A 25,181-nucleotide genomic window follows, 5' to 3' on the forward strand; every position below is an offset into this window, starting at 1 on the left:
CCGCCCGCCTTATAATGCCCGCCTTTGCGTACCTCAGCAGGCTGTAATTCCTTGGCAAACATAGACAACCCGGCCGCAGAAATGGCGGCTGACGGCTTTTTCCGGATCGCCCTGGGCGTTGAATACAAAGGCTCGCGCTATCGCGGCTGGCAGCGTCAGGCCTCCGGTGTCCTGACGGTGCAGGAAACCCTTGAAAATGCCCTGTCCAAAGTCGCCGACTCGCCCGTGTCGCTACATTGCGCCGGGCGTACCGATGCCGGCGTGCATGCGTGCGGGCAGGTGGTGCATTTTGATACCCAGGTCGAGCGCTCGATGAAGGCGTGGGTCATGGGCGCCAATATCAACTTGCCGCACGATGTCAGCGTCAGTTGGGCCAAGGCCATGCCGGCGCATTTCCATGCCCGCTTCAAGGCCATCGCCCGGCGTTATCGCTATGTGATCTACAACGACCAGATCCGCCCGGCGCACCTGAACGAAGAAATCACCTGGAACCACCGCCCGCTGGACGTCGAACGCATGGCCGAGGCCGCGCAATATCTGGTCGGCGTCCAAGACTTCAGCGCCTTCCGCGCCGGCCAATGCCAGGCCAAATCGCCGATCAAGGAGCTGCATCACTTGCGCGTGACCCGTCACGGCAAGATGATCGTGCTCGACATCCGTGCCAGCGCCTTCCTGCATCACATGGTGCGCAACATCGCCGGCGTGCTCATGACCATCGGCGCAGGCGAGCGACCGGTGGAGTGGATCAAGGAAGTGCTGGAAAGCCGCATCCGTCGTTCCGGAGGCGTCACGGCGCATCCGTTTGGCCTGTACCTGGTGCAGGTGGAATATCACGATGAGTTCGAACTGCCGGAGCGTTACATCGGGCCACATTTCCTGACAGGCTTCTCGGAACTCGACGGCTGACGCCTTCCGTTGCATTTGTTACCATCCGGGACTTTCATGGAATAGCCTGAGGTTTTCCCCATCATGCCGGTCGTTCGCAGCAAGATATGCGGGATCACTCGCGTCGAGGACGCGCTGGCGGCGGTCGGGGCCGGGGCGGACGCCATCGGGCTGGTGTTTTACGCCAAGAGTCCGCGGGCGGTGACGGTGCAGCAGGCGAGGGCGATCATCCAGGCCTTGCCGCCATTCGTGACGCCGGTCGGTCTTTTCGTCAACGCCAGCCGTTGCGAGCTGGGGGAGATACTCGATGCGGTGCCATTGGCGCTGTTGCAGTTCCATGGCGACGAGACGCCAGCCGATTGTGAAGGCTGGCATCGCCCTTATATCAAGGCCCTGCGGGTCAAGGCCGGCGACGACATCGCCGCGGCTTGCGAGGCCTTTGCCGGTGCCAGCGGGATCTTGCTGGACACCTACGTCGAGGGCGTTCCCGGCGGGACCGGCGAAGCGTTCGACTGGTCGCTGGTCCCGCAAGATCTTGCCAAGCCGATCATCCTCGCCGGTGGCCTGACGGCGGACAACGTGGCGGCAGCCATTGCCCAGGTCCGCCCCTATGCGGTGGACGTCAGTGGTGGCGTGGAGCAGGCCAAGGGCCTCAAGGATCCGGCGAAGATTCGCGCATTCATGGCTGCTGTGCGCAGCAGCCAGTAGCCAATGTGACGGCTGGCAGACTGCCGCCGTCCATACCTGCACTGTACAAAGCAGGCAGGCGCCGCCTCCGGGCGGGCCGATAGCGTAGTGGCAATCGCCGTGCAGCGGTTGTCGGGATGGCAGGGGATGGTGGGGCTGGACGCAGGTCATGTTTCGCGCTGACCGCGACGGTCCGCAACCCTCGCCGCACAATGAATTTGAGCTCAAGGGCATACGCGGGGCCGCGAACCAGAGCGTTCGGGCCGCCGGTACTGGAGAAAGAAGCATGAGCAACTGGTTGGTAGACAAACTGATCCCTTCGATCATGCGTTCCGAGGTGAAGAAAAGCTCGGTGCCTGAAGGTCTGTGGCACAAATGTCCATCCTGCGAAGCGGTGCTTTACCGCCCCGAGCTGGAAAAGACCCTGGACGTTTGCCCCAAGTGCAACCACCACATGCGCATCGGCGCGCGTGCCCGTATCGATATTTTCCTCGACGCCGAAGGCCGCGTTGAACTGGGCGCCGAACTGGAACCCGTGGACCGCCTGAAATTCCGCGACGGCAAGAAATACAAGGACCGCCTGACCGCCGCCCAGAAACAGACTGGCGAAAAAGACGCGCTGGTGTCCATGAGCGGTACCCTGCTGGGCATGCCGGTGGTGGTGTCGGCGTTCGAGTTCTCCTTCATGGGCGGTTCCATGGGCGCGATCGTCGGCGAGCGCTTCGTTCGCGCGGCCAACCACGCCCTGGAAAACCGTTGCCCGATGATCTGCTTCGCCGCATCCGGCGGTGCGCGGATGCAGGAAGCGCTGATCTCGCTGATGCAAATGGCCAAGACCTCCGCGGTACTGGCGCGTCTGCGTGAAGAAGGCATTCCGTTCATTTCGGTACTGACCGACCCGGTCTACGGCGGCGTCTCCGCCAGCCTGGCGATGCTCGGTGACGTGATCGTCGGCGAGCCGAAAGCGCTGATCGGCTTTGCCGGCCCTCGCGTGATCGAACAGACCGTGCGTGAAAAACTGCCGGAAGGTTTCCAGCGCAGTGAATTCCTGCTTGAGCACGGTGCCATCGACATGATCATTCACCGTCAGGAACTGCGCCCGCGCCTGGGCAACCTGCTGGCGCAACTGATGGGCCTGCCGACGCCGAAGTTCGTTGCCACGCCTATCGAGCCGATCGTGGTTCCGCCGGTGCCTGCAGGCCTATGACCCAACGTACCCTGGGCGACTGGCTTGCCTACCTTGAGCAGTTGCATCCATCCGCCATCGACATGGGGTTGGAGCGCTCGCAAGCGGTAGCGTCCCGCATGGGACTGGCCAGGCCGGCGCCCCGGGTCATCACGGTTACCGGCACCAATGGCAAGGGTTCGACCTGCGCCTTCCTGGCTTCGCTGTTGCGGGGCCAGGGCCTGAGTGTCGGTGTCTACAGTTCGCCGCACCTGCTGCGCTACAACGAGCGGGTGCAGGTCAATGGCATCGAAGCCTCTGATGCCGAGCTGTGCGAAGCCTTCGCGGCGGTGGAAGCCGGGCGGGGCGAGACTTCCCTGACGTATTTCGAAATGGGCACGCTGGCGGCGTTCTGGTTGTTCGCCCGTGCCGGTCTGGACGCCGTCGTGCTGGAAGTCGGCCTGGGCGGGCGGCTGGACGCGGTCAACCTGGTGGATGCGGACATCGCGCTGGTCACCAGTATCGGCGTGGACCATGCCGATTACCTGGGCGATACCCGCGAATCCGTGGCTTACGAGAAAGCCGGCATCTTCCGCCCGGGCGCGCCTGCGCTGTGTGGCGACCTTGATCCACCGCAGCCCTTGCTCGACAAGGTTCGCGAGCTTGATTGCCAATTTTTTCTGCGTGGGCGGGATTTTGACCTGGCCATGACCGAGCAGCACTGGCAATGGCGCGGCAGTGACGCCAAGGGCAACCCGGTGGAGTTGCATGACCTGCCGCTCCTGGACCTGCCGATGGAAAACGCTGCGCTGGCGCTTCAGGCCTATTTGCTCGCGGATCTGCCGTGGGACGCGGAACGGATTGTCCAGGCGTTGCAGGCGACTCGCGTCGTCGGTCGTCTTGATCGTCGTTCGTTCGATTGGCGGGGCAAGCGTCTCAACCTGCTGCTCGATGTCGGCCACAACCCTCATGCCGCCCAGTACCTGGCGGAGCGCCTGGCGCGGCGGCCGGTGCCGGGCAAGCGCCTGGCGGTGTTCGGGCTGCTGTCCGACAAGGACCTCGATGGCGTGGTCGATGCCATGGATGCTACTGTCCAGCACTGGGCCGTCGCTCCGCTGGATTCGCCGCGTTCCCGTCCGGCCAGCGAGTTGCAGGCAGCCTTGCAGGGTCGTGGCGCTTCGGTTGATGCTTACGCCAGTGTGGCCGACGCGCTGGAAGGACAGTGCGCCCTGGCGACGGCCGACGACGAGATTCTGTTGTTCGGATCATTTTTTTGCGTAGCCGAGGCCCTTCAATGGTTGGCCCGGCGCTCCTCGGAGGAAGCTGCAGATGGCATTGCTGGATAAGGCGTACAAGCAGCGCATGGTCGGGGCCCTGGTGTTGGTGGCCCTGGCGGTGATCTTCCTGCCGATGCTGTTTTCCCGTCAGGACGAGCAGCGCCAGGTCACGGTTGATGCACCCGCTGCGCCCCAGGCGCCCGCCGTGCCGCCGGTGCAGGTCGAACCGGTGGCGGTGCCCGAGCCGCAAGCATTGCCTCAGGAACCTGTTCCGAGCGACGAGGAACTGGCCCAGGAACCTGCCGCGCCGTCTGCGCCCATTGTGCCCGCGCCGACCGCACCGGCTCCGGCCACGCCGAGCAAACCGGCTGCCGCGCCAGCGCCTGTTCCAGCAGCGCCGGCAGTCAAGCCAGCCCCGACCCAGCCGATCACGGCGGCACCGAAACCGGATACCACGCAAAGCCGTGTCGATGCCAATGGCCTGTCGGTCAGTTGGTCGGTGCAACTGGCCAGCCTGACCAGTCGCGAAAGCGCCGAAAAGCTGCAGAAGAACCTGCGCAGCCAGGGTTACAACGCCTATATCCGTTCCGCCGATGGCAAGAATCGGGTGTTTGTCGGTCCGCTGATCGAGCGTGCCGAGGCTGACCGCCTGCGCGACTTGCTCAATCGCCAGCAAAACCTCAAGGGTTTCGTGGTGCGCTTCCAGCCGGAGCGTGGTTGAACGCCATTTGGCTGATTTGAATCACGCAGCTTACCGACAGCCCTGCGCTCTGCTAAAATGCGCCGCCTTATCCGTCTGTAGGCTGCACCGTGCCATTTACCTGGGTTGACTGGGCGATCGTTGCAATCGTCGCCATCTCTGCATTGATCAGTCTGAGTCGCGGCTTCGTCAAGGAAGCGCTCTCGCTGCTGACCTGGATCATTGCGGGAGTCGTGGCCTGGATGTTTGGTGGCTCGCTGTCCCAGTACCTCGCCGGATACATCGAAACACCGTCGGCCCGCGTCATTGCGGGCTGTGCCATCTTGTTTATCGCCACCTTGCTGGTTGGCGCAATGATCAATTATCTGATCGGCGAACTGATTCGCGTCACCGGGCTTTCCGGGACGGACCGGTTCCTGGGCATGGCCTTCGGCGCGGCGCGTGGCGCGTTGCTGGTGGTCGTGGCCGTCGGGCTGTTGAGCCTGGGGCCGGTACAGCAGGATACGTGGTGGCAGGAGTCCCGGCTCGTGCCACAATTTCTATTGGTCGCAGACTGGTCCAAGAACCTGATCCTGGGTTGGAGCAGTCAGTGGCTTGCCAGCGGTATCAGCGTACCCGCTGAAATACCGTTCAAGGAACAGCTCTTGCCGATGGCCAAAACGCCGCAGTGAGTGTTGTTCAGTTCAGATCCATTAAGTAGGGGTTGCGTCGCATGTGTGGCATCGTCGGTATCGTCGGTAAGTCGAACGTCAATCAGGCGCTGTATGACGCGCTAACCGTGCTCCAGCACCGCGGCCAGGACGCTGCCGGTATCGTGACCAGCCATGACGGCCGGTTGTTCCTGCGCAAGGACAATGGCCTGGTGCGTGACGTGTTTCATCAGCGTCACATGCAGCGCCTGGTCGGCCACATGGGTATCGGCCATGTGCGCTACCCGACAGCGGGCAGCTCGACCTCGGCCGAGGCCCAGCCGTTCTACGTCAACTCGCCGTACGGCATCACCCTGGCGCACAACGGCAACCTGACCAACGTCGAGCAGTTGGCCAAGGAAATCTACGAATCCGATCTGCGCCACGTCAACACCAGTTCCGACTCGGAAGTGATGCTCAATGTGTTCGCCCACGAGCTGGCCCAGCGCGGCAAGCTGCAGCCAACCGAAGAAGACGTGTTCGCCGCCGTAACCGACGTGCATAACCGTTGTGTCGGTGGCTATTCGGTAGTGGCGATGATCACCGGCTACGGCATCGTCGGTTTCCGCGACCCGCACGGCATCCGCCCAATCGTGTTCGGCCAGCGCCATACCGACGAAGGCGTCGAGTACATGATCGCCTCCGAGAGCGTATCCCTGGACGTGCTCGGCTTCACTCTGATTCGCGACCTGGCACCGGGCGAAGCGGTCTACATCACTGAAGACGGCAAGCTTTTCACCCGCCAGTGCGCGACCAACCCGAGCCTGACCCCGTGCATTTTCGAACACGTCTACCTGGCGCGTCCGGACTCGATCATCGACGGTATCTCGGTCTACAAGGCGCGCCTGCGCATGGGCGAGAAACTGGCCGACAAGATCCTGCGCGAGCGTCCGGACCACGACATCGACGTGGTCATCCCGATCCCGGACACCAGCCGCACCGCGGCCCTGGAGCTGGCGAACCACCTGGGCGTGAAGTTCCGCGAAGGCTTCGTGAAGAACCGCTACATCGGCCGCACCTTCATCATGCCGGGCCAGGCCGCGCGGAAAAAATCCGTACGCCAGAAGCTCAACGCCATCGAGCTGGAATTTCGCGGCAAGAACGTGATGCTGGTGGACGACTCCATCGTGCGCGGCACTACCTGCAAGCAGATCATCCAGATGGCCCGCGAAGCCGGCGCCAAGAACGTGTATTTCTGCTCCGCGGCCCCGGCCGTGCGTTACCCGAACGTGTACGGCATCGACATGCCGAGTGCCCACGAGCTGATCGCTCATAACCGCACGACCCAGGAAGTGGCCGACCTGATCGGCGCCGACTGGTTGATCTACCAGGACCTGCCGGACCTGATCGAAGCGGTCGGTGGCGGCAAGATCAAGATCGAGCAGTTCGATTGCGCGGTATTCGACGGCAAGTACGTCACCGGCGACATCGACGAGGTCTATCTGAACCGGATCGAGAACGCCCGTAACGATGCGTCCAAGGCCAAGACCCAGGCGGTCAGCGCGATCATCGATCTGTACAACAACTGAGTAACGAACCGGCCCCGAGGGGCCGGTTTGCGTTCAAGCGATAGAAGGAGTGGCAGCATGAGTCAGGATTGGGATGCCGGTCGGCTGGACAGCGACCTTGAGGGCGTAGCGTTCGATACCCTGGCGGTTCGCGCGGGCCAGCACCGTACACCGGAAGCCGAACATGGCGATCCGATGTTCTTCACCTCCAGCTACGTCTTCCGCACCGCTGCCGATGCCGCGGCGCGATTTGCCGGTGAAGTGCCGGGCAACGTCTATTCGCGTTACACCAATCCCACCGTGCGGGCTTTCGAGGAGCGCATTGCCGCCCTGGAAGGCGCCGAGCAAGCGGTTGCCACCGCCACCGGCATGGCCGCGATCATGGCCGTGGTCATGAGCTTGTGCAGCGCCGGTGATCATGTACTGGTGTCGCGCAGCGTCTTCGGCTCGACCATCAGCCTGTTCGAAAAGTACTTCAAGCGCTTCGGTGTCGAAGTCGACTACGTGCCGCTGGCGGATTTGTCGGGTTGGGATGCGGCGATCAAGGCCAACACCAAACTGTTGTTCGTCGAATCGCCGTCCAACCCGCTCGCCGAACTGGTGGATATCGCCGCGCTGGCGGAAATCGCCCACGCCAAAGGCGCCATGCTGGTGGTCGACAACTGCTTCTGCACGCCGGCACTGCAACAGCCGCTCAAGCTGGGCGCGGACGTGGTCGTGCATTCGGCCACCAAGTTCATCGACGGCCAGGGCCGTTGCATGGGCGGCGTTGTTGCCGGTCGTGGCGAACAGATGAAAGAAGTGGTGGGTTTCCTGCGCACTGCCGGGCCGACCCTCAGCCCGTTCAACGCCTGGATCTTCCTCAAGGGCCTGGAAACACTCGGCCTGCGGATGAAAGCGCATTGCGCCAACGCCCAGGTCCTGGCCGAGTGGCTGGAACAGCAGGACGGCATCGAGAAAGTCCATTACGCCGGCCTCAAGAGTCATCCGCAACATGAGCTGGCGGCGCGTCAGCAGCGTGGTTTTGGCGCGGTGGTGAGTTTCGAGGTCAAGGGCGGCAAGGAGGGCGCCTGGCGCTTCATCGATGCCACCCGGTTGATTTCCATCACCGCGAACCTGGGTGACAGCAAGACCACCATCACGCACCCAAGCACCACCTCTCACGGGCGTCTCTCGCCGCAAGAGCGTGAGGCGGCGGGCATCCGTGACAGCCTGATCCGCGTCGCGGTCGGCCTGGAAGACGTAGCGGACCTGCAAGCCGACCTGGCCCGCGGGTTGGCAGCCTTGTGATCGAGCTGGCAACGCCGCCGAGCGGTACTCATGGCCGGGTTGCCTTGGTAACGGGCGCGGCACGGGGGATCGGCCTGGGCATTGCCGCCTGGCTGATCTGCGAAGGTTGGCAGGTCGTCTTGACCGACCTGGACCGCCAGCGCGGCTCCAGAGTGGCGAAGGCCCTGGGCGACAATGCCTGGTTCATCGGCATGGACGTGGCGGATGAAGGGCAGGTTGCCACCGGCATCGCCGAAGTGCTCGGGCAGTTCGGCCGGCTCGACGCGCTGGTGTGCAACGCGGCCATTGCCGACCCGCACAACATCACCCTGGAAAGCCTCGACCTGGCTCACTGGAACCGGGTCCTGGCGGTGAACCTGGGCGGGCCGATGCTGTTGGCCAAGCATTGCGCGCCTTACCTGCGTGCCCATAACGGCGCCATCGTCAACCTGGCCTCGACCCGCGCCGCGCAATCGGAGCCCGACACCGAGGCTTATGCGGCGAGCAAGGGTGGCCTGCTGGCGCTGACCCATGCCCTGGCGATCAGCCTTGGGCCGGAGATCCGGGTCAATGCCGTCAGCCCCGGCTGGATCGATGCGCGAGACCCCTCGCAACGTCGTGCGCAGCCGTTGACCGACGCCGATCATGCCCAGCATCCTGCGGGCAGGGTAGGCACGGTGGAGGACGTGGCGGCGATGGTGGCGTGGCTGTTGTCGCGCAACGCCGGTTTTGTTACCGGGCAGGAGTTTGTCGTGGACGGTGGCATGACTAAGAAAATGATCTACGAGTGAAAGGCTGCCCGCGCGTTGTTTGAACTGTTTTTAAAAAAACTTCAACGCTGCTATTGACTTAGCATCGGTACCTGCGTAAATTTCGCGGCCTCAACGCAGCAAAGGGTGATTAGCTCAGCCGGGAGAGCGTCTGCCTTACAAGCAGAATGTCGGCGGTTCGATCCCGTCATCACCCACCATGTTTCTTGAGAGTCTTGCGAAAGCAAGATGGAAGCTGTCAAAAGCCTCCACCGACGCGCAGCGGTAGTTCAGTCGGTTAGAATACCGGCCTGTCACGCCGGGGGTCGCGGGTTCGAGTCCCGTCCGCTGCGCCATATTTTCCGAAGCAGGTTCGCCTGGTTCGAGATCCAAACCTTAGGGTTTTGATCAGACGAGTTAACTGGACGCAAGTCCACAGCGATACGCAGCGGTAGTTCAGTCGGTTAGAATACCGGCCTGTCACGCCGGGGGTCGCGGGTTCGAGTCCCGTCCGCTGCGCCATATCTGCTTCGAGGCCCACTGAACGCCTTGAAGCTAAGAAGAAAGCTGAAAAGCTTCTTCCAATCGATAGCAAAGACCCTGGTAGAAAGACCGGGGTTTTTTGTTTCTGGGATTTTAAGATTGGAACAAGCCCCTGTGGCGAGGGAGCTTGCTCCCGCTGGGCTGCAAAGCAGCCCTTCGGTGAAATGTCGAACTCGCCTCAGAACCCCAACCGATCCCGCAACCCGTAATACCAGGCCCCCATCGCCGCAAACGGCGTACGCAACAACTGCCCGCCCGGGAACGGATAGTGAGGCAGGTCCGCAAACGCATCAAAACGCTCCGCCTGACCCCGCAGTGCCTCGGCCAGGACCTTGCCCGCCAGATGCGTATACGTCACGCCATGGCCACTGCAGCCCTGGGAATAATAAATGTTATCCCCCAGGCGCCCGACCTGCGGAAGACGCGACAGTGTCAGCAGGAAATTTCCGGTCCAGGCGTAATCGATCTTCACATCCTTGAGCTGCGGAAACGCCTTGAGCATCTTTGGCCGGATGATCGCTTCGATATTCGCCGGATCCCGCGCGCCGTACACCACGCCGCCACCGAAGATCAGACGCTTGTCGCCTGTCAGCCGGTAGTAATCGAGCAAGTAGTTGCAGTCTTCGACGCAATAATCATGGGGCAGCAGACGTTGAGCCAACTCATCGCCCAACGGCTCGGTGGCAATCACCTGCGTACCGCAAGGCATGGACTTGGCCGCCAGCTCAGGCACCAGATTACCCAGGTAAGCATTACCCGCCACGATAATGAACTTGGCCCTGACCTTGCCCTGCGGGGTATGCACAACCGGACTGGCGCCGCGCTCGATGCGCACCGCCGGCGACTGTTCATAAATCACCCCGCCCAGCGACTCGACCGCCGCCGCTTCGCCCAAGGCCAGGTTGAGCGGATGAATATGCCCGCCGCTCATGTCCAGCATCCCGCCGACATACTCGTCGCAAGCCACCACCTCGCGGATACGCCGCTGATCCAGCAGTTCCAGCTGGGTATGCCCGAAACGCTCCCATAAACGCTTCTGGGACTCCAGATGGCCCATCTGCTTGGCGGTGAGAGCGGCGAACACACCGCCGTCCTTCAAATCACACTGGATCTGATACTTCGCCACCCGCTCACGAATGATCCGGCCACCCTCGAACGCCATGTTGCCCAGTAACTGCGCCTGCTGAGGGCCGACACTGCGTTCGATCACATCAATGTCGCGGCTATAGCTGTTGACGATCTGCCCGCCGTTACGACCCGAGGCGCCAAAGCCGACCCTGGCCGCCTCGACGATGGTCACCTTGAAGCCGTGTTCCAGTAGAAACAGCGCAGAAGACAACCCCGTATAGCCCGCACCGATCACGCAGACATCGGTTTCGACGTCATCCTGCAGGGCAGGGCGCGACGGCGCCGGATTCGCCGATGCGGCGTAATAGGACGCTGGGTAGGATGTGTTCGCCATTCTGGAACCTCTGTTTTATATTTTTTACGAATGCGCCGATCCTACCCGAGATAAAAATCCGCCGCCAGCCGGCGCAAAATCTTCGTCGCGTTGGCGCAATTAAATATTTTGCATATTCATAGGGTTAGGTGAAAAAAAGGTGTTGACACCCTTTTGGAATTCCGTAGAATGCCGCCTCACAGCAGGCACGTAGCTCAGTTGGTTAGAGCACCACCTTGACATGGTGGGGGTCGTTGGTTCGAGTCCAATCGCGCCTACCAAACAAAATCCGCTCTGCTGGGCGGTCTAGAAGGGCTCACCGAAAGGTGGGCCCTTTTTTGTTGCTTCGGATTCAGGCAGAACGTTCACAAAATATCGCGTTCGTTCACATCGGCAATGTGAACGCTGGATTAGCGAGCTTTTGTAAAGGCGATTTCTCCCGTTCATTCCCGCCGAACCACCGTTCATCCTCCTTGTCTTGAGTGTCTTTCGTTGTACCGATACTGTTCATTTGTACAGTATTTGGTGTGATGGCAATGCATGACGATCTGATCGATGACACTGGTTTTGAGCTTGGGCTACCTAGCCGTGAGGAGATGCTTAAGCATCAAGTGGACATACTCTGTTCAGACCTGGAGCTGACACGCCGTAACCTCAGAGCAGCCCACAGGGAGCTTGCAGGGCTGATCGTCGCGTACCGGAGTGCACTAAAGGAGATTGGGACGTTGAAGGCTGAGAACGAGAGGCTGAGGTGGACGCTGAGTGACATCTACCACAGGCAGAGCCAGGAGATGACCAAGAAGATGGGGTATGCCTACGGGGATCACGACAAGAGATGAGATCCGCCCTTTCTTAAGAAACCACTTCTTCTATAGAAGAAGAAAAGGGACGGATTTTTTTTGCTCCGGTGTTCTGAGTTCTCATCGAATGGATTCACTTGGAGCTGGCAGCCGCTAGAAAATAAATCTGTTCCCTTTTCCTTCCTTTTCCCTCTTATCAGACTTTTAGTTTCTGATTGGGCCGCCGATACACTCACCACTCATTTTCAAATGGATGTAATCGGATGGTCATGTACTTGCTCCTGTCGGGGCTCGGCTTAATGGTTGCTATGCAGCTGGTCATTTTCTGCGTTGCCATCAAAAATTCGTTACCCCAGGCCATGCTCTGCTTAGTCATACCCTTTTACGTGTATGTCTATGCGAAGAAAGATTCACAAGCGAAGGTGTTCCTCTGGGGTTGGTATTTGGGAGTTGTTTTGCTCACTGCGGGGGTCGTGGCCTCAGCTTGAAGACATCTCAACATATTCATGAGCCTCGGCATTTTCCGGTTTTTTTTTCGGTTCCACCACACCTTTTGCCCCGAGCTGGGAGCGCTGCTGGAGCTGACTTGTTTGATCAGGCCTGCAGCGGCCAACTTTTCCTGATGGAGTTGCGATGGATCCTCCTGACCTCGGCCCAGGCTCAGCTACCTGGCCGGGCGGTACTGGAACAAGAAAAGGGGACGGATTTATTTTTTGCTCCGGTGTTCTGAGAGTTCTCATCGAATGGATTCACTTGGAACTGGTAGCCGGCTAGAAAATAAATCTGTTCCCTTTTTCAAGGAAGACGAAGGCTGGATGAGCGATAAGATTCCTAGCGCAGCGATGTACAACATTTTCGTAATAGGCGAAAAAGTGTTCGGCAAGCATGACCGTCCATGGTTCGAAGGGGCCACAGGGTGACGCATCTACCCGCTAGCTTGCAAAAATAGATACCCCCCATGCCAGACGCCCGCTAGCATGAAGGCGCTTCGTAGGAAACGGAGCGGTCTATTGCCATAAAAAGGGAGTGTCGTATTTGAAAACCATTGACCGGATACTGCTGGGAATGGGGCTGTTGATTCCTCTTTGGTTGTTCGCGGGTGTGGCGCTGACGTCGCTGGGCTATCCGGGTTATAGCCATCTAGACCAGGCGATGAGTGTGTTGGGCGCGGTAGGGGCTCCCACGCACGGTTATTCCGCCTGGGTGAATAACTTTCCGCTGGGCGTGCTGTTCGTACTGTTCGCGATAGGTTTGATACGCAACTTCGGGGGATCGCGCCTCGCCCTGTTCAGCGCCGTTTTGATAGTGCTCCACGGCCTGGCGAGCTTCGCTGCAGGCTATTTTTCTTGTGATCAGGGATGTGCTCCGGTACTTCCTTCAACCTCTCAGCAGGCTCATAACCTGGCGGGGTTGATCATGTTCGTCTCCCTGGCGCTGGCCATTGTGTTGTGGGGTTTTCTCGGTAAACGGTTACTGTCGTCACCTGGATTCGGAAGGTTCTCGATGCTTTGCGTAATCCTGGCTGTCGTGACATTAGCGATGATGTCCAAGGCATTCGCCGAAGGGCATGGATTTGGTCTGTATCAACGGCTTAATTATGGCGTATGCGTCTTGTGGATCGCCGCCTTGGCATGGATCGCTCTTCGTGCTGAAGTGACCCCGGCAAGCGTCCGTTAAGGGACGGCCATAACCTATCCGCCCCGGCGGATACTTACCTCCATCTCACCGATTTTTGGATAGGGAAATCAATGAACAACTCCAAGCTTTCGATTGCACTGTCCTGTGCTGTTGCTCTTTTGATGTTGAGCGGATGCGCTGCTTCTGTCAAAAGCGGCGGGACAGAAACGCTGGTCATCCAGGAGTCAGCCAAGCAAAACCTGGTGGTGAACTTCCAGGGAAACAGCAAGGTTCAACAGAACGAGGACTGGCCTCGCTTGAAACAAGAATGGCGCGATGCCCTGCAAGTCGAAGCGACTCGTGCCGGCTATAGCCTTGCGGAAGGTCAGGCATCAAATCCTGAAGGCGAAGACGGTGTCGGTATCAAGATCAATGTGAGCAATTTCCGTTACCTCACTCCGGGTGCACGCTACGGCGCCGGTGTCATGGTGGGGAATGCGTGGGTCAATTCCAGCGCAGATTATACGGACTTGAAATCTGGCCGGCTGATCGGCACCCGAACGTACGACACATCGTCGTCTGCCTGGGAAGGCGTCATGTCGGCGATGACCAAGGAGCAGGTTGAGGCTATTTCCCAGAAAATCATAAGCGACATCAAGAGCGCAAAAGCCAAGTAGTGCGGCCTTCGAAGCAAGAAAAAAAGAAAAAAGGGACGGATTTATTTTTGCTCCGTGCGTTTGAGAGTTCTTATCGAATGGATTCGCTTGGAACTGGCAGTTGGCTGGAAAATAAATCTGGTCCCCTTTTCCCTTTTTCCCCCCCTTTTCCCCTATCTTTTCCTTCAGTCTGCGACAGGGGATTACGGATGACACCACTTGGCTCCAACGAAGTTTTCATCATCCGGCCGAAGATCGGCATCGGTCGTTTATTTTTTGTCCCGCTGCTTCGCCAGACACCTTGGGCGATCACGGCGATCTTTTGTATCAGCTTATCGACCGGCCTGTCGTTACCTGGGAGGGAGTGGCCGGGCATCATCCTCGCAAGCCTGGTTGTGATGTGGTGGGTATATCAACTGGGCAGAGATATCAGCGAGCGCGCTCCGCTGGCCATGCAGTCGTCTGGGGTGGCTTTTCTCGGACGGTATCAACTAACGAAACGCACACCGCTTCGAATAGTGCTCAAACCCGACGGCCACCTGGCTGTTTTTAGCAAGTCCTACAGTATTTATGTCGAGTATGAAAACGGGCGTTTGTTAATTGCTCGCCGTGTCGTCGGAAAAAAAGTCAGCCAACAGAAACAGCTCGCCAGCGAGCTCGCCGCGTTTCTGGGCTTATTTGCATACGTGGATGATGGCTCTGGAAGACTGAAGAAATTAGCCGGCCAACGGTGAGGTTCCCACCGCAACCAAGCAAACGAAGCCCTGTTGAGGCACGTACCCACGCATTGCGGGCCAGGCCCTATAAATTGGCGCTCTGTGAGTGATAACCTGCGAGTTCTTCTTTAAGTGATATTGGATACAGTCATGGACAGCTGTTTGAGGACGCTTGGAGTTAGCCTCGCTAACAAAATAGCGATTCCCGCCGCTTGGTTATCGGGGCTTGTAACGATAGGACTCGTGTGGGGCATTATACGGTTTTCGCCCGATAAGCTTACAGTCGAGGGACGTCAGCTCTTCGGGGCTTCTTTTTCTATTTTTTGTCTCGCCATAGGGTATTTGATATGGCGTAAGCGACGAGCAAAAGCACTTGTGACGTCCATCAACCGAAAAGAAGGTCTGAGCCTGGACGGTGCTCGGATGCTCGGCTATCCAAACTCCCTGTTTTTTGTCTTTGACCTGTCCAACAGGAAACTCGCTCAATGCCAAAGCATCACTGGCGACTATCAAATTCGAAACTTCACCTGGGTAACAGGCTGGCAGTTCGAATGGCAACGGATTGACAGCAGGGTATCGGGCGGCGTTCTTCAAATAGTCGATGGGGCAGGCATCAGCGTTCCAGCCGACGAAATTCGGCGTAGGTTCATAAACTTCTCACTGGTTTTGACGGTTTCCGATACAGGTCATCCTCTCTTCCGTTTTCCGATGAGCCGGAGCGCAGCTGAAGGCTGGTGCAGCCGGTGCAATGTACTTTTCAAATGCTAAACATGAGGCATCACACCAGAAGGGATATCGCAATCCCACCAGGCAGTTCGTCCTCTTCACAGGTGAGTGCACCGTGAGATGTTCTTAGCTAGGTAGTAACCATCGTGTTTCCTGGTCTTCTTCGCAAGCCAAGTCCGCGGGTTTTGAACATCGCTTCGAAATGAATTTACCGGCGGTCCGGCCGTTCGGAATTACTGCCGCTCGCGGGACTCCATTCATCGAGGAATATCTATTTCTCAATGGCGGTGAACACCGCCCGAGGCAGATGCAATGACGTCGTTCGAAGAATTCAGGGCTACATCCCATGAGCTTCTCAAAGAGCTGGACGCCGCGACGATAAAGATGATGATGCTGGTCTCTGCGAAAGAGGTATCCGGTCCTTTTTGGGAGGACGCTGCCCAGCGGCATCATGACGCTGTAGATGCCTGGCATTCCTTTCTCAATATTCCGACGGGTTTCGTGTCGGATCCGCCTCTACCCTAAGAGTCAGGTTCCTCACCGGTTATTTCGCTCGACATTTCGCGCCATACAGACTGCGTATGGTGCGCAGCTGACTGATATGCTGCGAACACCAGCGAACGTTAACAAGCTCAGTGCGACGTTGCTCTATGGTCTGCCAGTGGGCAGCTAGAGCTCTATCTCGCCTTTATCGACACGGCAGGTCGTCCAATTCGTGGCTGGAAACTAAGGAGGGATCCCCAATGCGAGAATTTAAGCTCATTAAGTCCGTGCCAGTCCCCTCAACGTCAGGCATTACCCATCTTTACAACCCGATGAACCTGGCGGACGCTTTTGCGATTCGGCTCCCTGCGGGCACATCCAGCGATCCGGATTTGCTAGCTCGATTCATTCTTTCACACCAGCCCTCCTGGATCGGATGGCTCCTGACAATCCGGGACACTATCGTTGCCTGTTTTGGCCTGAAGACAGCCAGACATCTGGCATCGCTTGCCAATCGGGTTGGCGTCTTCAAGGTCTACAGTACAAACCAGACTGAAATCGTGTTGGGAGAGGATGACAAGCACCTCGACTTTCGGATATCGATCCTGTGTTCTGAAGAGGCGGAGCGAGAAGGCAGTCGCCAACTGGTGTTTTCAACCGTGGTCCAGTGCCACAACCGTCTTGGCCGGGCCTATATCTTCGTTATCGCCCCGTTTCATCGTTTGGTTGTCAGGGCCAGCCTGCTCCGTGCAGCACGCGTCGGTTGGCCTCTGGCTACCTGCGCCTGAGACCTGGAGCTGTATTTTCCAGCGGACACTTCTGCAGCCAGGCAAGCAGCCGTCAGAAGATAATGAGCATCGGTGCTCCTGACCTGATAGCGTTGCGGGAAAGGAGCATGGGTGTGTGCAGAGAATGGGCAAACTGGAACCGTTAATGCCGTACAACTACATGAACGGCCGCTACCTGGTCTTCAAAGGCAACGGCAACGATGGGGCGCCTTTGGGCAGGATTCACCAGGACGGAACCGTTCGAAACCTGCAGGGTGAGCCGCTCTACTACATAAACGTGGACGAACATGCGTTCTGTTCGATGGACTTTACCTTTCAGGGCACTATACAAAAAATTCGCGGCACGTTTTACGTGCTCAGCGACAGAACGCTGTTCACATTTTCCGAGATGAAGGTTAAGCCACTTGGAAACGAGACCGAGGAGCAGGCGCTTCACCGGGAGTTCAAAAACACCGCGATAAACCTGGCAAGGCAAATCGCCCAGGCGAAGAACGAGATGGCGCAGGAACGGATAGAGATGGCCATGTCCGATTCAAATCCTTTCAGGCGTTTCCGTGCCTTCTTCACGAGCCGAGCCCGCAGGGAGCGAGGATCACCAGGTTGGCGTCGCAGTGAGTTGGAAAACGATCATGTCTTCAAATCGAGGTCTGTCGCTGTCTCCTCATCATCACTCGCGCCAATGATTTTATGGGCAACAGATGCAAGGACCAGGAAAACGCGGCCATACAACAATTACGCGACGGTCCGGTTACAGGTGAACTCCTATTACGGTCTGTCCCTGGCTTTCCGCTTTCCGCCGATCAACGTGGGTTGTACTGCGTCACTCGCAGAAGCTTCTCGTCGTAGCTCACGTTGGGAAAACATCCCATCCGTCTATACCCCGCGTTTCTAGCCGCGGTCAATCTCAAGAGCGCGGTGTGCAACACACGCCTTCCAATTCACTGGGATGCATATGAAAACGCTAGTCTTGGCATTCTTGCTGGTAGTACTGGCAGCCTGCATGCCTTATAGGACAGTCACCTCGCCAGATCCAAACTGGATGCGTCTGGGTGGAAATGAGCCTGAGGGTTATCCAAGGACGTTTGTCGAGACTTGGGAGGGCAAATGCTATGCGGTTACCGAGGCATGGTTCAAGAGCGCAATCAACGGTCGTACTTTGTGGACCAAGCGGCAGTCTAACGAGGCTGTTACCTGTCCATAGGCGCCCCCGCAAGCAGATTGGGTTGTTCGGGATCCTGCAGTCATGGTTGCAGGCGATCAAGCCATTGAAACTTCACCCTTTACCAGATGATCTTCTAAGCATTGGCTAACAGGAGATCAGGTATGAAATGTTATCTATGCGGGCTGGAAGCACAACAGTCCGAAGAGGATCAAGGTGGTGAACTCGTCAACTGCGCTGACTGCGGCACCTACAAAATTTCAGGCCTTGTTCTGAAAGAGCTGGGGGGCAGGAAATTCAATTACCCGAAAATGCGCGATGATCTGCACCGCCAGCGGCAGTTCAACGCTACGTCTGTCGCGGAGATCAATACCGAGACGGCCATTTGGACTTGAGCGTGGCGCTGCCTGGCGATTCATCGCAAGACCCCGATCAACTTTAAAAAGCGCCAAGGCAATGCCAAAGAAACAGCCGGATGACAAAACGACAGCGAGTGCTGCCGAAATCGAGCGATCAATTCTGGCGCTCAACAAAATGGCTGAGCGCCTGTGGGGTGATGGCCGGGAAGCTGAAGCCGAGGCGCTGTTAAAGGCGCTGGATGCGTTAAACCGTGCGCTTGATCGCATAAGGATCGGGGAGAGTCGCAGAGTGCTTCACTGAAGCCCGGCGTTGGTGCTGGGCCTTCTGGTTTGTTGTGCGTTGCTCCTAACCGAATTTCCCACCCACCTTGAACTGCTCCGTCGCCTCGATCAAAGCACTGACAATCCCGGTTTCCGAAGGTGAATGCCCGGCATCATTGATCACGGTCAGCACCGAGCCTGGCCACGCTTTATGCAGGCGAAAGGCCGAGTTTGGCGTAGCAATCATGTCGTGCCCGCCCTGGATGATGCTGCACGGCAGATGGGTAATCGCCGCGATGTCTCGGATGAGCTGATCTTCCTCCAAGAATAGCTGGTTCTTGAAGTACCAGGCATCCAGGCATCCCATGCCAGTGCTGGTCTGATCGTCTGACGCTTGTTCTTCGACGCCGTCAGGGTCATGCCGCAACAGCGAACAACTGGCGGAGTAGCGCACCCAGCAGCGGATGGCTTCCACGCGTAGGTGCTCGTCGGCGCCGGTCATGCGGTCCAGATAGGCTTTCAAGAGGTCGTGGCGTTCGGCTTCGGGAATGAAATTCACGAAGTCTTCATGAGCGCGGGGAAAGAAGCGCCGCATGCCGTGGATGAACCAGTCGATCTCGTCGGCTGTGCCCAGGAATACCCCTCGCAGGATGAAGCCGAGGCAGCGTTGCGGATGCGTCTCGCCGTAGGCCAACGCCAGGGTGGTGCCCCACGAGCCACCGGTGATCAGCCAACGATCGATTCCGAGATGCTCCCTTAACGCCTCGATGTCGTTGACCAGCGCTTGGGTAGTGTTGTCGCGCAGTTCCGCCAAGGGTGTCGAGCGAAGGGCGCCGCGCTGATCGAACAGTACGATGCGGTAATGATCGGGATCCCAGAACTGTCGTTTGGTCGGCGGAGCGCCTTCGCCGGGTCCGCCGTGGAGGTAAATCACCGGTACGCCGCCGGGGTTGCCGCTTTCTTCCCAATAAAGCGTATGCAGATCGTCGACGGGCAGCATGCCACTGCGCCGAGGCTGCTCGATAGGGGGAAATTGGCTGTAGGTAATCTGGCGGGGGGCATCCATGGGGCGGCTCCTGATGTATGTGTTGTTTCAGCAGGGTCTCTTTCAGTTCGGAAAGAGCCGCCTGCCGCAAGTTCACACGCGGCATCGGCGCACAGGACAAACGGAAGGCGCATAAGTTATTGATAAACCGGAATAAACGGCCGTTTGTCGGGCCAGGCAATCGTTGTCGCTCAGTTCGCGGTCATTGCTAAGAACACCGCAAGCACGAGGAACCGGCGATGCCACTGGAGCCTGATGAATATGAAGAGCTGTTCGCTCGGCCAGAATCAGCTTCCACTGAAGGTGGGGACGTTGATCTTGATTGTCTGATCGTCGGCGCCGGCCCCGCTGGATTGACCGCTGCCGTTTACCTGAGTCGTTTCCACCGGCAGGTCCTGGTCGCCGACGGTGGGCGCAGCCGTGCGAGTCTCATTCCACGTTCCCATAACTATCCGGGTTTTCCACCGGGCATTTCCGGCACGGACTTGCTCGCCCGGCTGCGAGAGCAGGCGTTGCGTTACGGCGCGATCATCGAATCAGGGAGGGTCAAGCGCCTGCTCAAGCACCGTGCAGGTTTTGTTGCGCAACTCAACGGCCGTGAACTGGTTGCGCGTCGCGTGGTGCTGGCGACCGGAATCGTCGACACGCTGCCACACATGGAGCGGCCTTACGATGCGGTTGCGCAATCGGTGATCCGACTTTGCGCGATCTGTGATGGTTACGAAGTCAACGGCGATAACGTCGCGGTTTATGGCGAGGCGAGCTGTGCGATCAATCATGGATTGTTTTTGCGAAACTTCACTGACCGGGTAACGGTATTGATTCATGGAGATAGCCAGGCTTGCGAAGAAGCCGTTGCGGTAGCGAGGCATGCCGGTATTTGCTTGGTAGCCGATCGTGTCGAGCATATAGAGGCTGGCAGCGATCAAGTCCAGGTTGAAACGTGCAAGGGCGAAAGCCTCTGCTTCGACATTGTGTATCCGTGTCTGGGTTCGCAAATGTGCTCCGAACTCGCGGTGCAACTCGGTGCCGAAACCGACGAGCAAGGTGCGCTGGTCGTCGACGAGCACCAGCGCACCTGCGTAGAAGGTCTGTATGCGGTTGGAGACGTGGTCAATTCGCTCAAGCAGATCAGTGTCGCTACTGGCCAGGCGGCCATATGTGCGACGGCGGTGCATAACAGCCTGGAAGTGCGTTTATGGGATCGAGCGCGTGACAAGAAGATGCCTTTCGATTCGGCTTGAGCTTGCACCAGGCGGCGCTACTTGGTCGCTGGGAATCTCGTCGGTTCCACTCGACAGCCAACCGGAACACCGACGCACCTTGGCGTATCTACCGACAACACAATCGGAGCGCCTGGCAGTGGATGTGTACAGGATAGAGTTCGAAAACGACCGTTGGACACTTTATAAATCCCATGGCTACAAACCGATCCTGCAGGCTGACAGTCAAGGTGAGTTGATCGACCATGTGCTTGCCTTGACGCGGGGGGAGGGTGTCGTGATTCGATTCATGGGGAACAGCGGCCTGCGAGAGTTGAGGCTGGGGAACGTGCGGGACGACTGACCGTAGAACCACGTATTGATTGAACTGCCAGCGCCCTGGTGTGCCCAACCTGTTATCAACGAGAGGGCAAACCCATGACCGACGAGAAGAAAAACGAACAACCCAAGGACGACACGCCCGCCCACTCCACCGAGCAGGAGCGTGAGCGTCTGAAGGACTTCAACAAAGATGGTATTCCACCGGGGTCCTCATGATCGGCCTCGGGAGTTGCGCACTGCCTAAGTGCGGATTTATATACCGTTAGACGGAGACTGGCGGCGCAAACGTTCTCAGCGCCGCCAGCACAACTTACCGATTATTCCACCATGCAAATCCAATGATGATCCTCCCTGTAAGGCGCTCGGATAAATGCCACGTCGGATACCAGCACCATCCCACGCTTCTGAAGTGCTTCGGTCAGTTGTACGAGTGTCTCTGCTTCGATAGTCATCGCTGTTACCTCGTCAGATTACTGCGTTCATAATTGTTGACCGAGCGCCTTGACGGGTAATTCATTTTTTCTAACGAGCTGATCGTAGAGCCTGAGCGTTTTTCCAGGTCTTGCTGCGAACTAAAGATGTCGCTGGCTCTACCGACATAGTGGAAACCTGACATCGAATGGCCTCGCTGTGCAGGCAAACAGTTCGCGCAAATGAGCGTGTGTTTCGATTTTGGCGCCACCATGGAAGATTTTCAGTGAAAAAGCTTTACCCCTTGTTTTTCGCAGCCCTATCTTTGGGCGCTCATGCAGTGCAAGTAGCAGATTCTGCGGTGGGTGCATCGGCAAAGGCCGATCATACGGCTCTTTTAGGAACTTGGGCGATGAGCCCTCTACGCAACGGTATTGCCAACGTGGCAAACTACTTGCCGGATGGAACAGTGGCATTGCATTCGTTTAACTGCAATGAGCCCAACGCCAGAGGGGAGGTCGAGGTATCCAAGTACACCTTGGCCGATGACGGTAAGTCGATCCATATCGAGTCGCCAAACGATACCTTCGACCTTGAGGTTATTTCGTTGACGCCGAATACCATGCGCCTGGGTATGGTGTTGTCCGGCAATCCTCTGATCTTTAGCTATCGAAAGGTGCAAAAGATCGCGCCATTGTGCGATTCGTATGTCATTGACCGGGAAGCAGAAGCCAAAAAGTCGCCGTACCAAGAGGCTGATTTTGCTCCAGCGCCTACTTTGCCCTCGCACGCCGACCTGAACCGATACATCGGTCGGTGGGCAAGCGAGCGAGGAGATATTCAATTTGAGATCCGCAGGGACAAAGGCGGTGAAGCTTATCTCTATAACTCAGACAGCGAAAATTGGGTCTACCTGTTCAACGGCGTCAGTTGGGAAGCTGACGGCCTCCACTTCACCGCGTTCGCCTACAGCAATAAGCCAGACCTTTATGATCACCCGTATCATAAATCCAGGATACCGCATGTGATTGCTATCAATGAGGACGGTACGCTAAAGCAAATATACTTCATCAGAGGAACCCATCGCTTCGAGACCACACTTTTCCGCAAGGCCGACAAATAAGCTCACGTCTAAGGCTCCCGGAGACGAAGCGCAATCATTGGCCCAGGTAGCCGCCAGGACGAATTGCTTTCTAAGACGCTCAGACTGGGCAGGATTGATCCGGTCAGCGTCTAAGCCGTCGGATGGAGGTCCACCTGAATGAATAAGCCCCGCAGCAATGCAGGGCTTATTCGTTACTTCTTCAATTGCCTGCGAACATCATCGGCCACCGGCCCAACAGCCTTGACCGCTGCCTTGAGCTGCTCTTCGGTCACGCCGAATTCTTTCGCCCAGTATCTCAATTCCCAGTCTTCGGAAGTGTTGATGCGGTTCCGGTCCTGGGGCCCGCGATTGCTCAAGTCGTCAGCCATTGTCGAGTTCCTATGAAAGGCCTGGTAACGCCAGGCGACACTCAATGGACCATCAGGCGGGGCTGTTTGCGTCATTTTTATAGGGCGCTGCGGCTGAGCCGGTAATCAGAGACGCATGCCTTTGAGCGGATTCCAGCCTTGCTCGCCCTTGATTTCCTTCAGGTAGTACGCATAGTTGGTCATGAGCGCATACATCATCGACATGGCGATGTTCAGACCCATGCTCAACGGCCGCGGAAATTCCATGCCGATGATGGCGAAAATCACGCTCAATACGATGTTGATCGCCAGGAAGATTCCGAGCAGCGCCAGGTTCTTCTTCCACAGGCCCAAGACAAACAGGTAGATAGGACCGAAGAAAAACGCGATCACGTTGGCGTTGATCAGGATTTTCTTTTTGAAGTCCGGCAGGCTCTTGACGGCTTCCTTGTAGCGCGGGTCGTTTGGCGCGCCATAGGTATCAAAGAAGTCGAAACGTTCCTGCCATTTGGCGCTGTATTTTCCGCTGCTTTGTATTTGTTCAGTCGTGCTCATTTTTCGCTGCTCCTGGTGTTCCATCAAAGAGATCGTTCTTCCGAGAATCCTGCGCTGTTTTTCCTGGTCTTTTGGCTAATGCGCTTTTGCTGCCCGCTTTATAAGCGTTCGCGCGCAAAAAAACCGCAACAGTTGCTTAAATGGCTTTCTGATCTGTGATGGGCATCACGCTGGTCTTGCGAGGGCAGGCGGGAAGTTCACGACGGCGCTGGAAACTGCAAAGGCAGGTCATCCCGAATCGCCCGCTCAATCAAACGGGCGACGGGTTTCATCCAACATTCAGGACGCACTCAGAGCATGGCATCTGCAAAAGCGTGGTCTGGGACGATTGTCAGAAAGTGCAGCGGCATCTGCTGTTCCGTGTGCGTCACTGGCAACTCAAGACTGCCAACTATCTGGCTTTGAAGCGCGCTCAACCGCATCGACTCTTCTTCCTTTAATTTTGCCATTCTCGCGTGGTTCGCTGCGATTTCATTGAGAGTTGACACGGTACATCTCCGGTGGCTGACCAAGCGTTTAGAATTTGCTGCCGCGACAGAAAGACGTCGTCCTGCGCTGCGTACAAGGTCCGCTGCAAACCTTGAGCCAGACGGGCCCGTGTCATGTGCACGACTTGTCACAGGCGACCAGTGGCAAGTTTCGGCGCCTGTCGGGGCGGCAGCGTTCCAACCATGCCTCAGGAATAAGTCACTGATACGACAAAACCGGGTCAATTGCCGCCTGATTGCTTAGTTCAGGGCGGCACCGGGTGCAGGTAACCGACACGCAGCGTGATATGGAACTAATATCACCGTTAGTCTCTATATCTTTACAGGGACTATTCCCTTTCTGAGAGTACTGCCATGTTCAAATCGCGCTCGTTGATTGCTGCAGTAACCTGTTTTGCCTTGGCGGCGGGCCCTGGCCTTGCTGTCGCGGACCCGGGCAATGGCAAGGGAAACGCTCAATTCGATCAAGGTCAGGGACAAGGAGGCAAGGGCGGGCAGGGCAACAAGGGCGGCCAGGGTAATGCTGGCAATAAGGGTAACCAGGGCAATGCTGGCAATAAAGGCAACCAGGGAGGCAAAGGCAACCAGGGCGGTGGCGGCAGCGATTGGCATAATGGGCCGAGCATCGACCGTGGCGGTGTTCTGGGTGTGATTGGCGGTTATCGCGATTACTGGAGCCCAGGCCCGGCATTGCCGCCGGGTATCCAGAAGAACCTCGCCCGGGGCAAGCCGCTGCCACCCGGCATCGCCAAGAAGCTCGACGGACGTTTGCTGGGACACCTGCCGCGCTATGACGGTTACGAATGGCAGCAGGTTGGTACCGACCTGATTCTGGTGGCGATCGCCAGCGGCATCATTTACGAAGTGCTCAACGGTGCCTTCGACTGACCTGTTGCTTGAGTGGAATGGCAACCGCTTCGGAGTACCAGGCAGATAAGCGAAACTTCTGTGGGAGCGAGCCTGCTCGCGAAAGCGGAGTGTCATTCAACGTTGATGTTGGCTGTCCCGACGCCTTCGCGAGCAGGCTCGCTCCCACATTTTCCGAGTTGTTCTCAGATTTCGCATCCACTACAGATCCCCGGTGGGAGCGAGCCTGCTCGCGAAAGCGGAGTGTCATTCAACGTTGATGTTGGCTGTCCCGACGCCTTCGCGAGCAGGCTCGCTCCCACATTTTCCGAGTTGTTCTCAGATTTCGCATCCACTACAGA

28 protein-coding genes and 4 tRNA genes are annotated in these 25,181 nt (G+C 57.8%); 27 read left to right on the forward strand and 5 right to left on the reverse strand.

Features of this window, described 5'->3' with window-relative positions; genetic code table 11:
- Positions 1–81 precede the first annotated feature (81 nt).
- The 12 genes from truA to J3P97_RS09005 all read left to right on the forward strand — a co-directional run bounded on the left by truA (position 82) and on the right by J3P97_RS09005 (position 9,451).
- Positions 82–906, forward strand: a complete 825-nt coding sequence (truA, locus tag J3P97_RS08950) for a tRNA pseudouridine(38-40) synthase TruA (RefSeq protein ID WP_434674523.1) — start codon at positions 82–84, stop codon at positions 904–906.
- A gap of 63 nt (positions 907–969) precedes the next feature.
- On the forward strand, positions 970–1,593 hold the full coding sequence (locus J3P97_RS08955) for a phosphoribosylanthranilate isomerase (protein ID WP_434673949.1): 624 nt from the start codon (positions 970–972) through the stop codon (positions 1,591–1,593).
- Between the two features lie 265 nt (positions 1,594–1,858).
- Complete coding sequence (accD, locus tag J3P97_RS08960) at positions 1,859–2,779, forward strand: acetyl-CoA carboxylase, carboxyltransferase subunit beta (RefSeq protein WP_434569208.1); 921 nt, start codon at positions 1,859–1,861, stop codon at positions 2,777–2,779.
- A complete protein-coding gene (gene folC, locus J3P97_RS08965; protein WP_434673950.1) occupies positions 2,776–4,083 on the forward strand; it encodes a bifunctional tetrahydrofolate synthase/dihydrofolate synthase in 1,308 nt (435 codons plus the stop codon). The genes accD and folC overlap by 4 nt, the downstream gene beginning before the upstream one ends.
- On the forward strand, positions 4,067–4,735 hold the full coding sequence (locus J3P97_RS08970) for an SPOR domain-containing protein (RefSeq protein WP_434673951.1): 669 nt from the start codon (positions 4,067–4,069) through the stop codon (positions 4,733–4,735). The genes folC and J3P97_RS08970 overlap by 17 nt, the downstream gene beginning before the upstream one ends.
- A gap of 89 nt (positions 4,736–4,824) precedes the next feature.
- Positions 4,825–5,385 (forward strand): CvpA family protein, encoded by a 561-nt coding sequence (locus tag J3P97_RS08975; protein WP_039593931.1) that lies wholly within the window; start codon positions 4,825–4,827, stop codon positions 5,383–5,385.
- Between the two features lie 41 nt (positions 5,386–5,426).
- The gene (gene purF / locus J3P97_RS08980) at positions 5,427–6,932 is read left to right on the forward strand and encodes an amidophosphoribosyltransferase (protein ID WP_434569205.1); all 1,506 of its coding nucleotides are present in this window, start codon (positions 5,427–5,429) and stop codon (positions 6,930–6,932) included.
- A gap of 57 nt (positions 6,933–6,989) precedes the next feature.
- Positions 6,990–8,201, forward strand: a complete 1,212-nt coding sequence (locus J3P97_RS08985; protein ID WP_434673952.1) for an O-succinylhomoserine sulfhydrylase — start codon at positions 6,990–6,992, stop codon at positions 8,199–8,201.
- Positions 8,198–8,971, forward strand: coding sequence for an SDR family oxidoreductase (locus tag J3P97_RS08990; protein WP_305495812.1), 774 nt, complete (start codon positions 8,198–8,200; stop codon positions 8,969–8,971). Before J3P97_RS08985 ends, J3P97_RS08990 begins: the two co-directional genes overlap by 4 nt.
- 103 nt (positions 8,972–9,074) lie before the next feature.
- Positions 9,075–9,150: transfer RNA gene (locus J3P97_RS08995), tRNA-Val, on the forward strand.
- Positions 9,151–9,208: 58 nt separating this feature from the next.
- Positions 9,209–9,285: transfer RNA gene (locus J3P97_RS09000), tRNA-Asp, on the forward strand.
- A gap of 89 nt (positions 9,286–9,374) precedes the next feature.
- A tRNA-Asp gene (locus tag J3P97_RS09005) sits at positions 9,375–9,451 on the forward strand.
- A 199-nt stretch (positions 9,452–9,650) separates the two neighbouring features.
- Here J3P97_RS09005 and J3P97_RS09010 read toward each other — a convergent pair.
- Complete coding sequence (locus tag J3P97_RS09010; protein WP_434673953.1) at positions 9,651–10,934, reverse strand: NAD(P)/FAD-dependent oxidoreductase; 1,284 nt, start codon at positions 10,932–10,934, stop codon at positions 9,651–9,653.
- A 183-nt stretch (positions 10,935–11,117) separates the two neighbouring features.
- On the opposite strand from J3P97_RS09010, the gene J3P97_RS09015 reads away from it, so the two are divergent.
- The 12 genes from J3P97_RS09015 to J3P97_RS09070 all read left to right on the forward strand — a co-directional run bounded on the left by J3P97_RS09015 (position 11,118) and on the right by J3P97_RS09070 (position 18,518).
- Positions 11,118–11,194: transfer RNA gene (locus J3P97_RS09015), tRNA-Val, on the forward strand.
- A gap of 255 nt (positions 11,195–11,449) precedes the next feature.
- Positions 11,450–11,752, forward strand: coding sequence for a hypothetical protein (locus J3P97_RS09020; RefSeq protein ID WP_434673954.1), 303 nt, complete (start codon positions 11,450–11,452; stop codon positions 11,750–11,752).
- 547 nt (positions 11,753–12,299) lie between these two features.
- A complete protein-coding gene (locus J3P97_RS09025; protein WP_434673955.1) occupies positions 12,300–12,443 on the forward strand; it encodes a hypothetical protein in 144 nt (47 codons plus the stop codon).
- Between the two features lie 305 nt (positions 12,444–12,748).
- The gene (locus J3P97_RS09030; protein WP_434569148.1) at positions 12,749–13,390 is read left to right on the forward strand and encodes a DUF998 domain-containing protein; all 642 of its coding nucleotides are present in this window, start codon (positions 12,749–12,751) and stop codon (positions 13,388–13,390) included.
- A 71-nt stretch (positions 13,391–13,461) separates the two neighbouring features.
- Complete coding sequence (locus J3P97_RS09035; RefSeq protein WP_434569147.1) at positions 13,462–14,007, forward strand: hypothetical protein; 546 nt, start codon at positions 13,462–13,464, stop codon at positions 14,005–14,007.
- A 188-nt stretch (positions 14,008–14,195) separates the two neighbouring features.
- Positions 14,196–14,720 (forward strand): hypothetical protein, encoded by a 525-nt coding sequence (locus tag J3P97_RS09040; protein ID WP_434569146.1) that lies wholly within the window; start codon positions 14,196–14,198, stop codon positions 14,718–14,720.
- Between the two features lie 132 nt (positions 14,721–14,852).
- Positions 14,853–15,470, forward strand: coding sequence for a hypothetical protein (locus J3P97_RS09045; protein ID WP_434673956.1), 618 nt, complete (start codon positions 14,853–14,855; stop codon positions 15,468–15,470).
- 270 nt (positions 15,471–15,740) lie between these two features.
- On the forward strand, positions 15,741–15,953 hold the full coding sequence (locus J3P97_RS09050) for a hypothetical protein (RefSeq protein ID WP_305495793.1): 213 nt from the start codon (positions 15,741–15,743) through the stop codon (positions 15,951–15,953).
- A 218-nt stretch (positions 15,954–16,171) separates the two neighbouring features.
- Positions 16,172–16,699: a DUF2867 domain-containing protein gene (locus J3P97_RS09055; protein WP_434569144.1), complete on the forward strand. Its 528-nt coding sequence runs from the start codon at positions 16,172–16,174 to the stop codon at positions 16,697–16,699.
- Positions 16,700–16,844: 145 nt separating this feature from the next.
- A complete protein-coding gene (locus J3P97_RS09060) occupies positions 16,845–17,591 on the forward strand; it encodes a hypothetical protein (protein WP_434603502.1) in 747 nt (248 codons plus the stop codon).
- 431 nt (positions 17,592–18,022) lie between these two features.
- Positions 18,023–18,253: a hypothetical protein gene (locus J3P97_RS09065; RefSeq protein ID WP_434603504.1), complete on the forward strand. Its 231-nt coding sequence runs from the start codon at positions 18,023–18,025 to the stop codon at positions 18,251–18,253.
- A gap of 61 nt (positions 18,254–18,314) precedes the next feature.
- Positions 18,315–18,518, forward strand: coding sequence for a hypothetical protein (locus J3P97_RS09070; protein WP_434569141.1), 204 nt, complete (start codon positions 18,315–18,317; stop codon positions 18,516–18,518).
- Between the two features lie 45 nt (positions 18,519–18,563).
- Here J3P97_RS09070 and pip read toward each other — a convergent pair whose 3' ends face one another.
- On the reverse strand, positions 18,564–19,544 hold the full coding sequence (pip, locus tag J3P97_RS09075; RefSeq protein ID WP_434673957.1) for a prolyl aminopeptidase: 981 nt from the start codon (positions 19,542–19,544) through the stop codon (positions 18,564–18,566).
- A gap of 218 nt (positions 19,545–19,762) precedes the next feature.
- Between pip and J3P97_RS09080 the strand changes: the two genes are divergently transcribed.
- On the forward strand, positions 19,763–20,767 hold the full coding sequence (locus J3P97_RS09080) for an NAD(P)/FAD-dependent oxidoreductase (protein WP_434603508.1): 1,005 nt from the start codon (positions 19,763–19,765) through the stop codon (positions 20,765–20,767).
- Between the two features lie 997 nt (positions 20,768–21,764).
- Entirely contained in the window at positions 21,765–22,601 is an 837-nt protein-coding gene (locus J3P97_RS09085; RefSeq protein ID WP_434569140.1) for a hypothetical protein, read from the forward strand.
- Positions 22,602–22,774: 173 nt separating this feature from the next.
- Here the strand turns inward: J3P97_RS09085 and J3P97_RS09090 are convergent, their stop codons facing one another.
- The 3 genes from J3P97_RS09090 to J3P97_RS09100 form a co-directional block, all read right to left on the reverse strand.
- On the reverse strand, positions 22,775–22,951 hold the full coding sequence (locus J3P97_RS09090) for a DUF3606 domain-containing protein (protein WP_434569139.1): 177 nt from the start codon (positions 22,949–22,951) through the stop codon (positions 22,775–22,777).
- 105 nt (positions 22,952–23,056) lie between these two features.
- Positions 23,057–23,485 carry a DUF2628 domain-containing protein gene (locus J3P97_RS09095; protein ID WP_434603510.1) on the reverse strand — a complete coding sequence of 143 codons (429 nt, stop codon included), beginning with the start codon at positions 23,483–23,485 and terminating at the stop codon, positions 23,057–23,059.
- A gap of 290 nt (positions 23,486–23,775) precedes the next feature.
- Positions 23,776–23,973: a hypothetical protein gene (locus tag J3P97_RS09100; RefSeq protein WP_434603512.1), complete on the reverse strand. Its 198-nt coding sequence runs from the start codon at positions 23,971–23,973 to the stop codon at positions 23,776–23,778.
- 354 nt (positions 23,974–24,327) lie between these two features.
- On the opposite strand from J3P97_RS09100, the gene J3P97_RS09105 reads away from it, so the two are divergent.
- Positions 24,328–24,861, forward strand: a complete 534-nt coding sequence (locus tag J3P97_RS09105; RefSeq protein ID WP_434569136.1) for an anti-virulence regulator CigR family protein — start codon at positions 24,328–24,330, stop codon at positions 24,859–24,861.
- Positions 24,862–25,181: the final 320 nt, after the last annotated feature.

This window comes from Pseudomonas sp. R1-15, assembly GCF_051132085.1.
GTDB lineage: Bacteria > Pseudomonadota > Gammaproteobacteria > Pseudomonadales > Pseudomonadaceae > Aquipseudomonas.

Excerpts from the sequence above, each read along its gene's own strand:
- truA (WP_434674523.1), top strand. The coding sequence starts at position 82 with ATGGCGGCTGACGGCTTTTTCCGGATCGCCCTGGGCGTTGAATACAAA.
- J3P97_RS08955 (WP_434673949.1), top strand. The coding sequence starts at position 970 with ATGCCGGTCGTTCGCAGCAAGATATGCGGGATCACTCGCGTCGAGGAC.
- accD (WP_434569208.1), top strand. The coding sequence starts at position 1,859 with ATGAGCAACTGGTTGGTAGACAAACTGATCCCTTCGATCATGCGTTCC.
- folC (WP_434673950.1), top strand. The coding sequence starts at position 2,776 with ATGACCCAACGTACCCTGGGCGACTGGCTTGCCTACCTTGAGCAGTTG.
- J3P97_RS08970 (WP_434673951.1), top strand. The coding sequence starts at position 4,067 with ATGGCATTGCTGGATAAGGCGTACAAGCAGCGCATGGTCGGGGCCCTG.
- purF (WP_434569205.1), top strand. The coding sequence starts at position 5,427 with ATGTGTGGCATCGTCGGTATCGTCGGTAAGTCGAACGTCAATCAGGCG.
- J3P97_RS08985 (WP_434673952.1), top strand. The coding sequence starts at position 6,990 with ATGAGTCAGGATTGGGATGCCGGTCGGCTGGACAGCGACCTTGAGGGC.
- J3P97_RS09010 (WP_434673953.1), bottom strand. The coding sequence starts at position 10,934 with ATGGCGAACACATCCTACCCAGCGTCCTATTACGCCGCATCGGCGAAT.
- J3P97_RS09020 (WP_434673954.1), top strand. The coding sequence starts at position 11,450 with ATGCATGACGATCTGATCGATGACACTGGTTTTGAGCTTGGGCTACCT.
- J3P97_RS09035 (WP_434569147.1), top strand. The coding sequence starts at position 13,462 with ATGAACAACTCCAAGCTTTCGATTGCACTGTCCTGTGCTGTTGCTCTT.
- J3P97_RS09040 (WP_434569146.1), top strand. The coding sequence starts at position 14,196 with ATGACACCACTTGGCTCCAACGAAGTTTTCATCATCCGGCCGAAGATC.
- J3P97_RS09045 (WP_434673956.1), top strand. The coding sequence starts at position 14,853 with ATGGACAGCTGTTTGAGGACGCTTGGAGTTAGCCTCGCTAACAAAATA.
- J3P97_RS09050 (WP_305495793.1), top strand. The coding sequence starts at position 15,741 with ATGACGTCGTTCGAAGAATTCAGGGCTACATCCCATGAGCTTCTCAAA.
- J3P97_RS09055 (WP_434569144.1), top strand. The coding sequence starts at position 16,172 with ATGCGAGAATTTAAGCTCATTAAGTCCGTGCCAGTCCCCTCAACGTCA.
- J3P97_RS09060 (WP_434603502.1), top strand. The coding sequence starts at position 16,845 with ATGCCGTACAACTACATGAACGGCCGCTACCTGGTCTTCAAAGGCAAC.
- J3P97_RS09065 (WP_434603504.1), top strand. The coding sequence starts at position 18,023 with ATGAAATGTTATCTATGCGGGCTGGAAGCACAACAGTCCGAAGAGGAT.
- J3P97_RS09070 (WP_434569141.1), top strand. The coding sequence starts at position 18,315 with ATGCCAAAGAAACAGCCGGATGACAAAACGACAGCGAGTGCTGCCGAA.
- pip (WP_434673957.1), bottom strand. The coding sequence starts at position 19,544 with ATGGATGCCCCCCGCCAGATTACCTACAGCCAATTTCCCCCTATCGAG.
- J3P97_RS09080 (WP_434603508.1), top strand. The coding sequence starts at position 19,763 with ATGCCACTGGAGCCTGATGAATATGAAGAGCTGTTCGCTCGGCCAGAA.
- J3P97_RS09090 (WP_434569139.1), bottom strand. The coding sequence starts at position 22,951 with ATGGCTGACGACTTGAGCAATCGCGGGCCCCAGGACCGGAACCGCATC.
- J3P97_RS09095 (WP_434603510.1), bottom strand. The coding sequence starts at position 23,485 with ATGAGCACGACTGAACAAATACAAAGCAGCGGAAAATACAGCGCCAAA.
- J3P97_RS09105 (WP_434569136.1), top strand. The coding sequence starts at position 24,328 with ATGTTCAAATCGCGCTCGTTGATTGCTGCAGTAACCTGTTTTGCCTTG.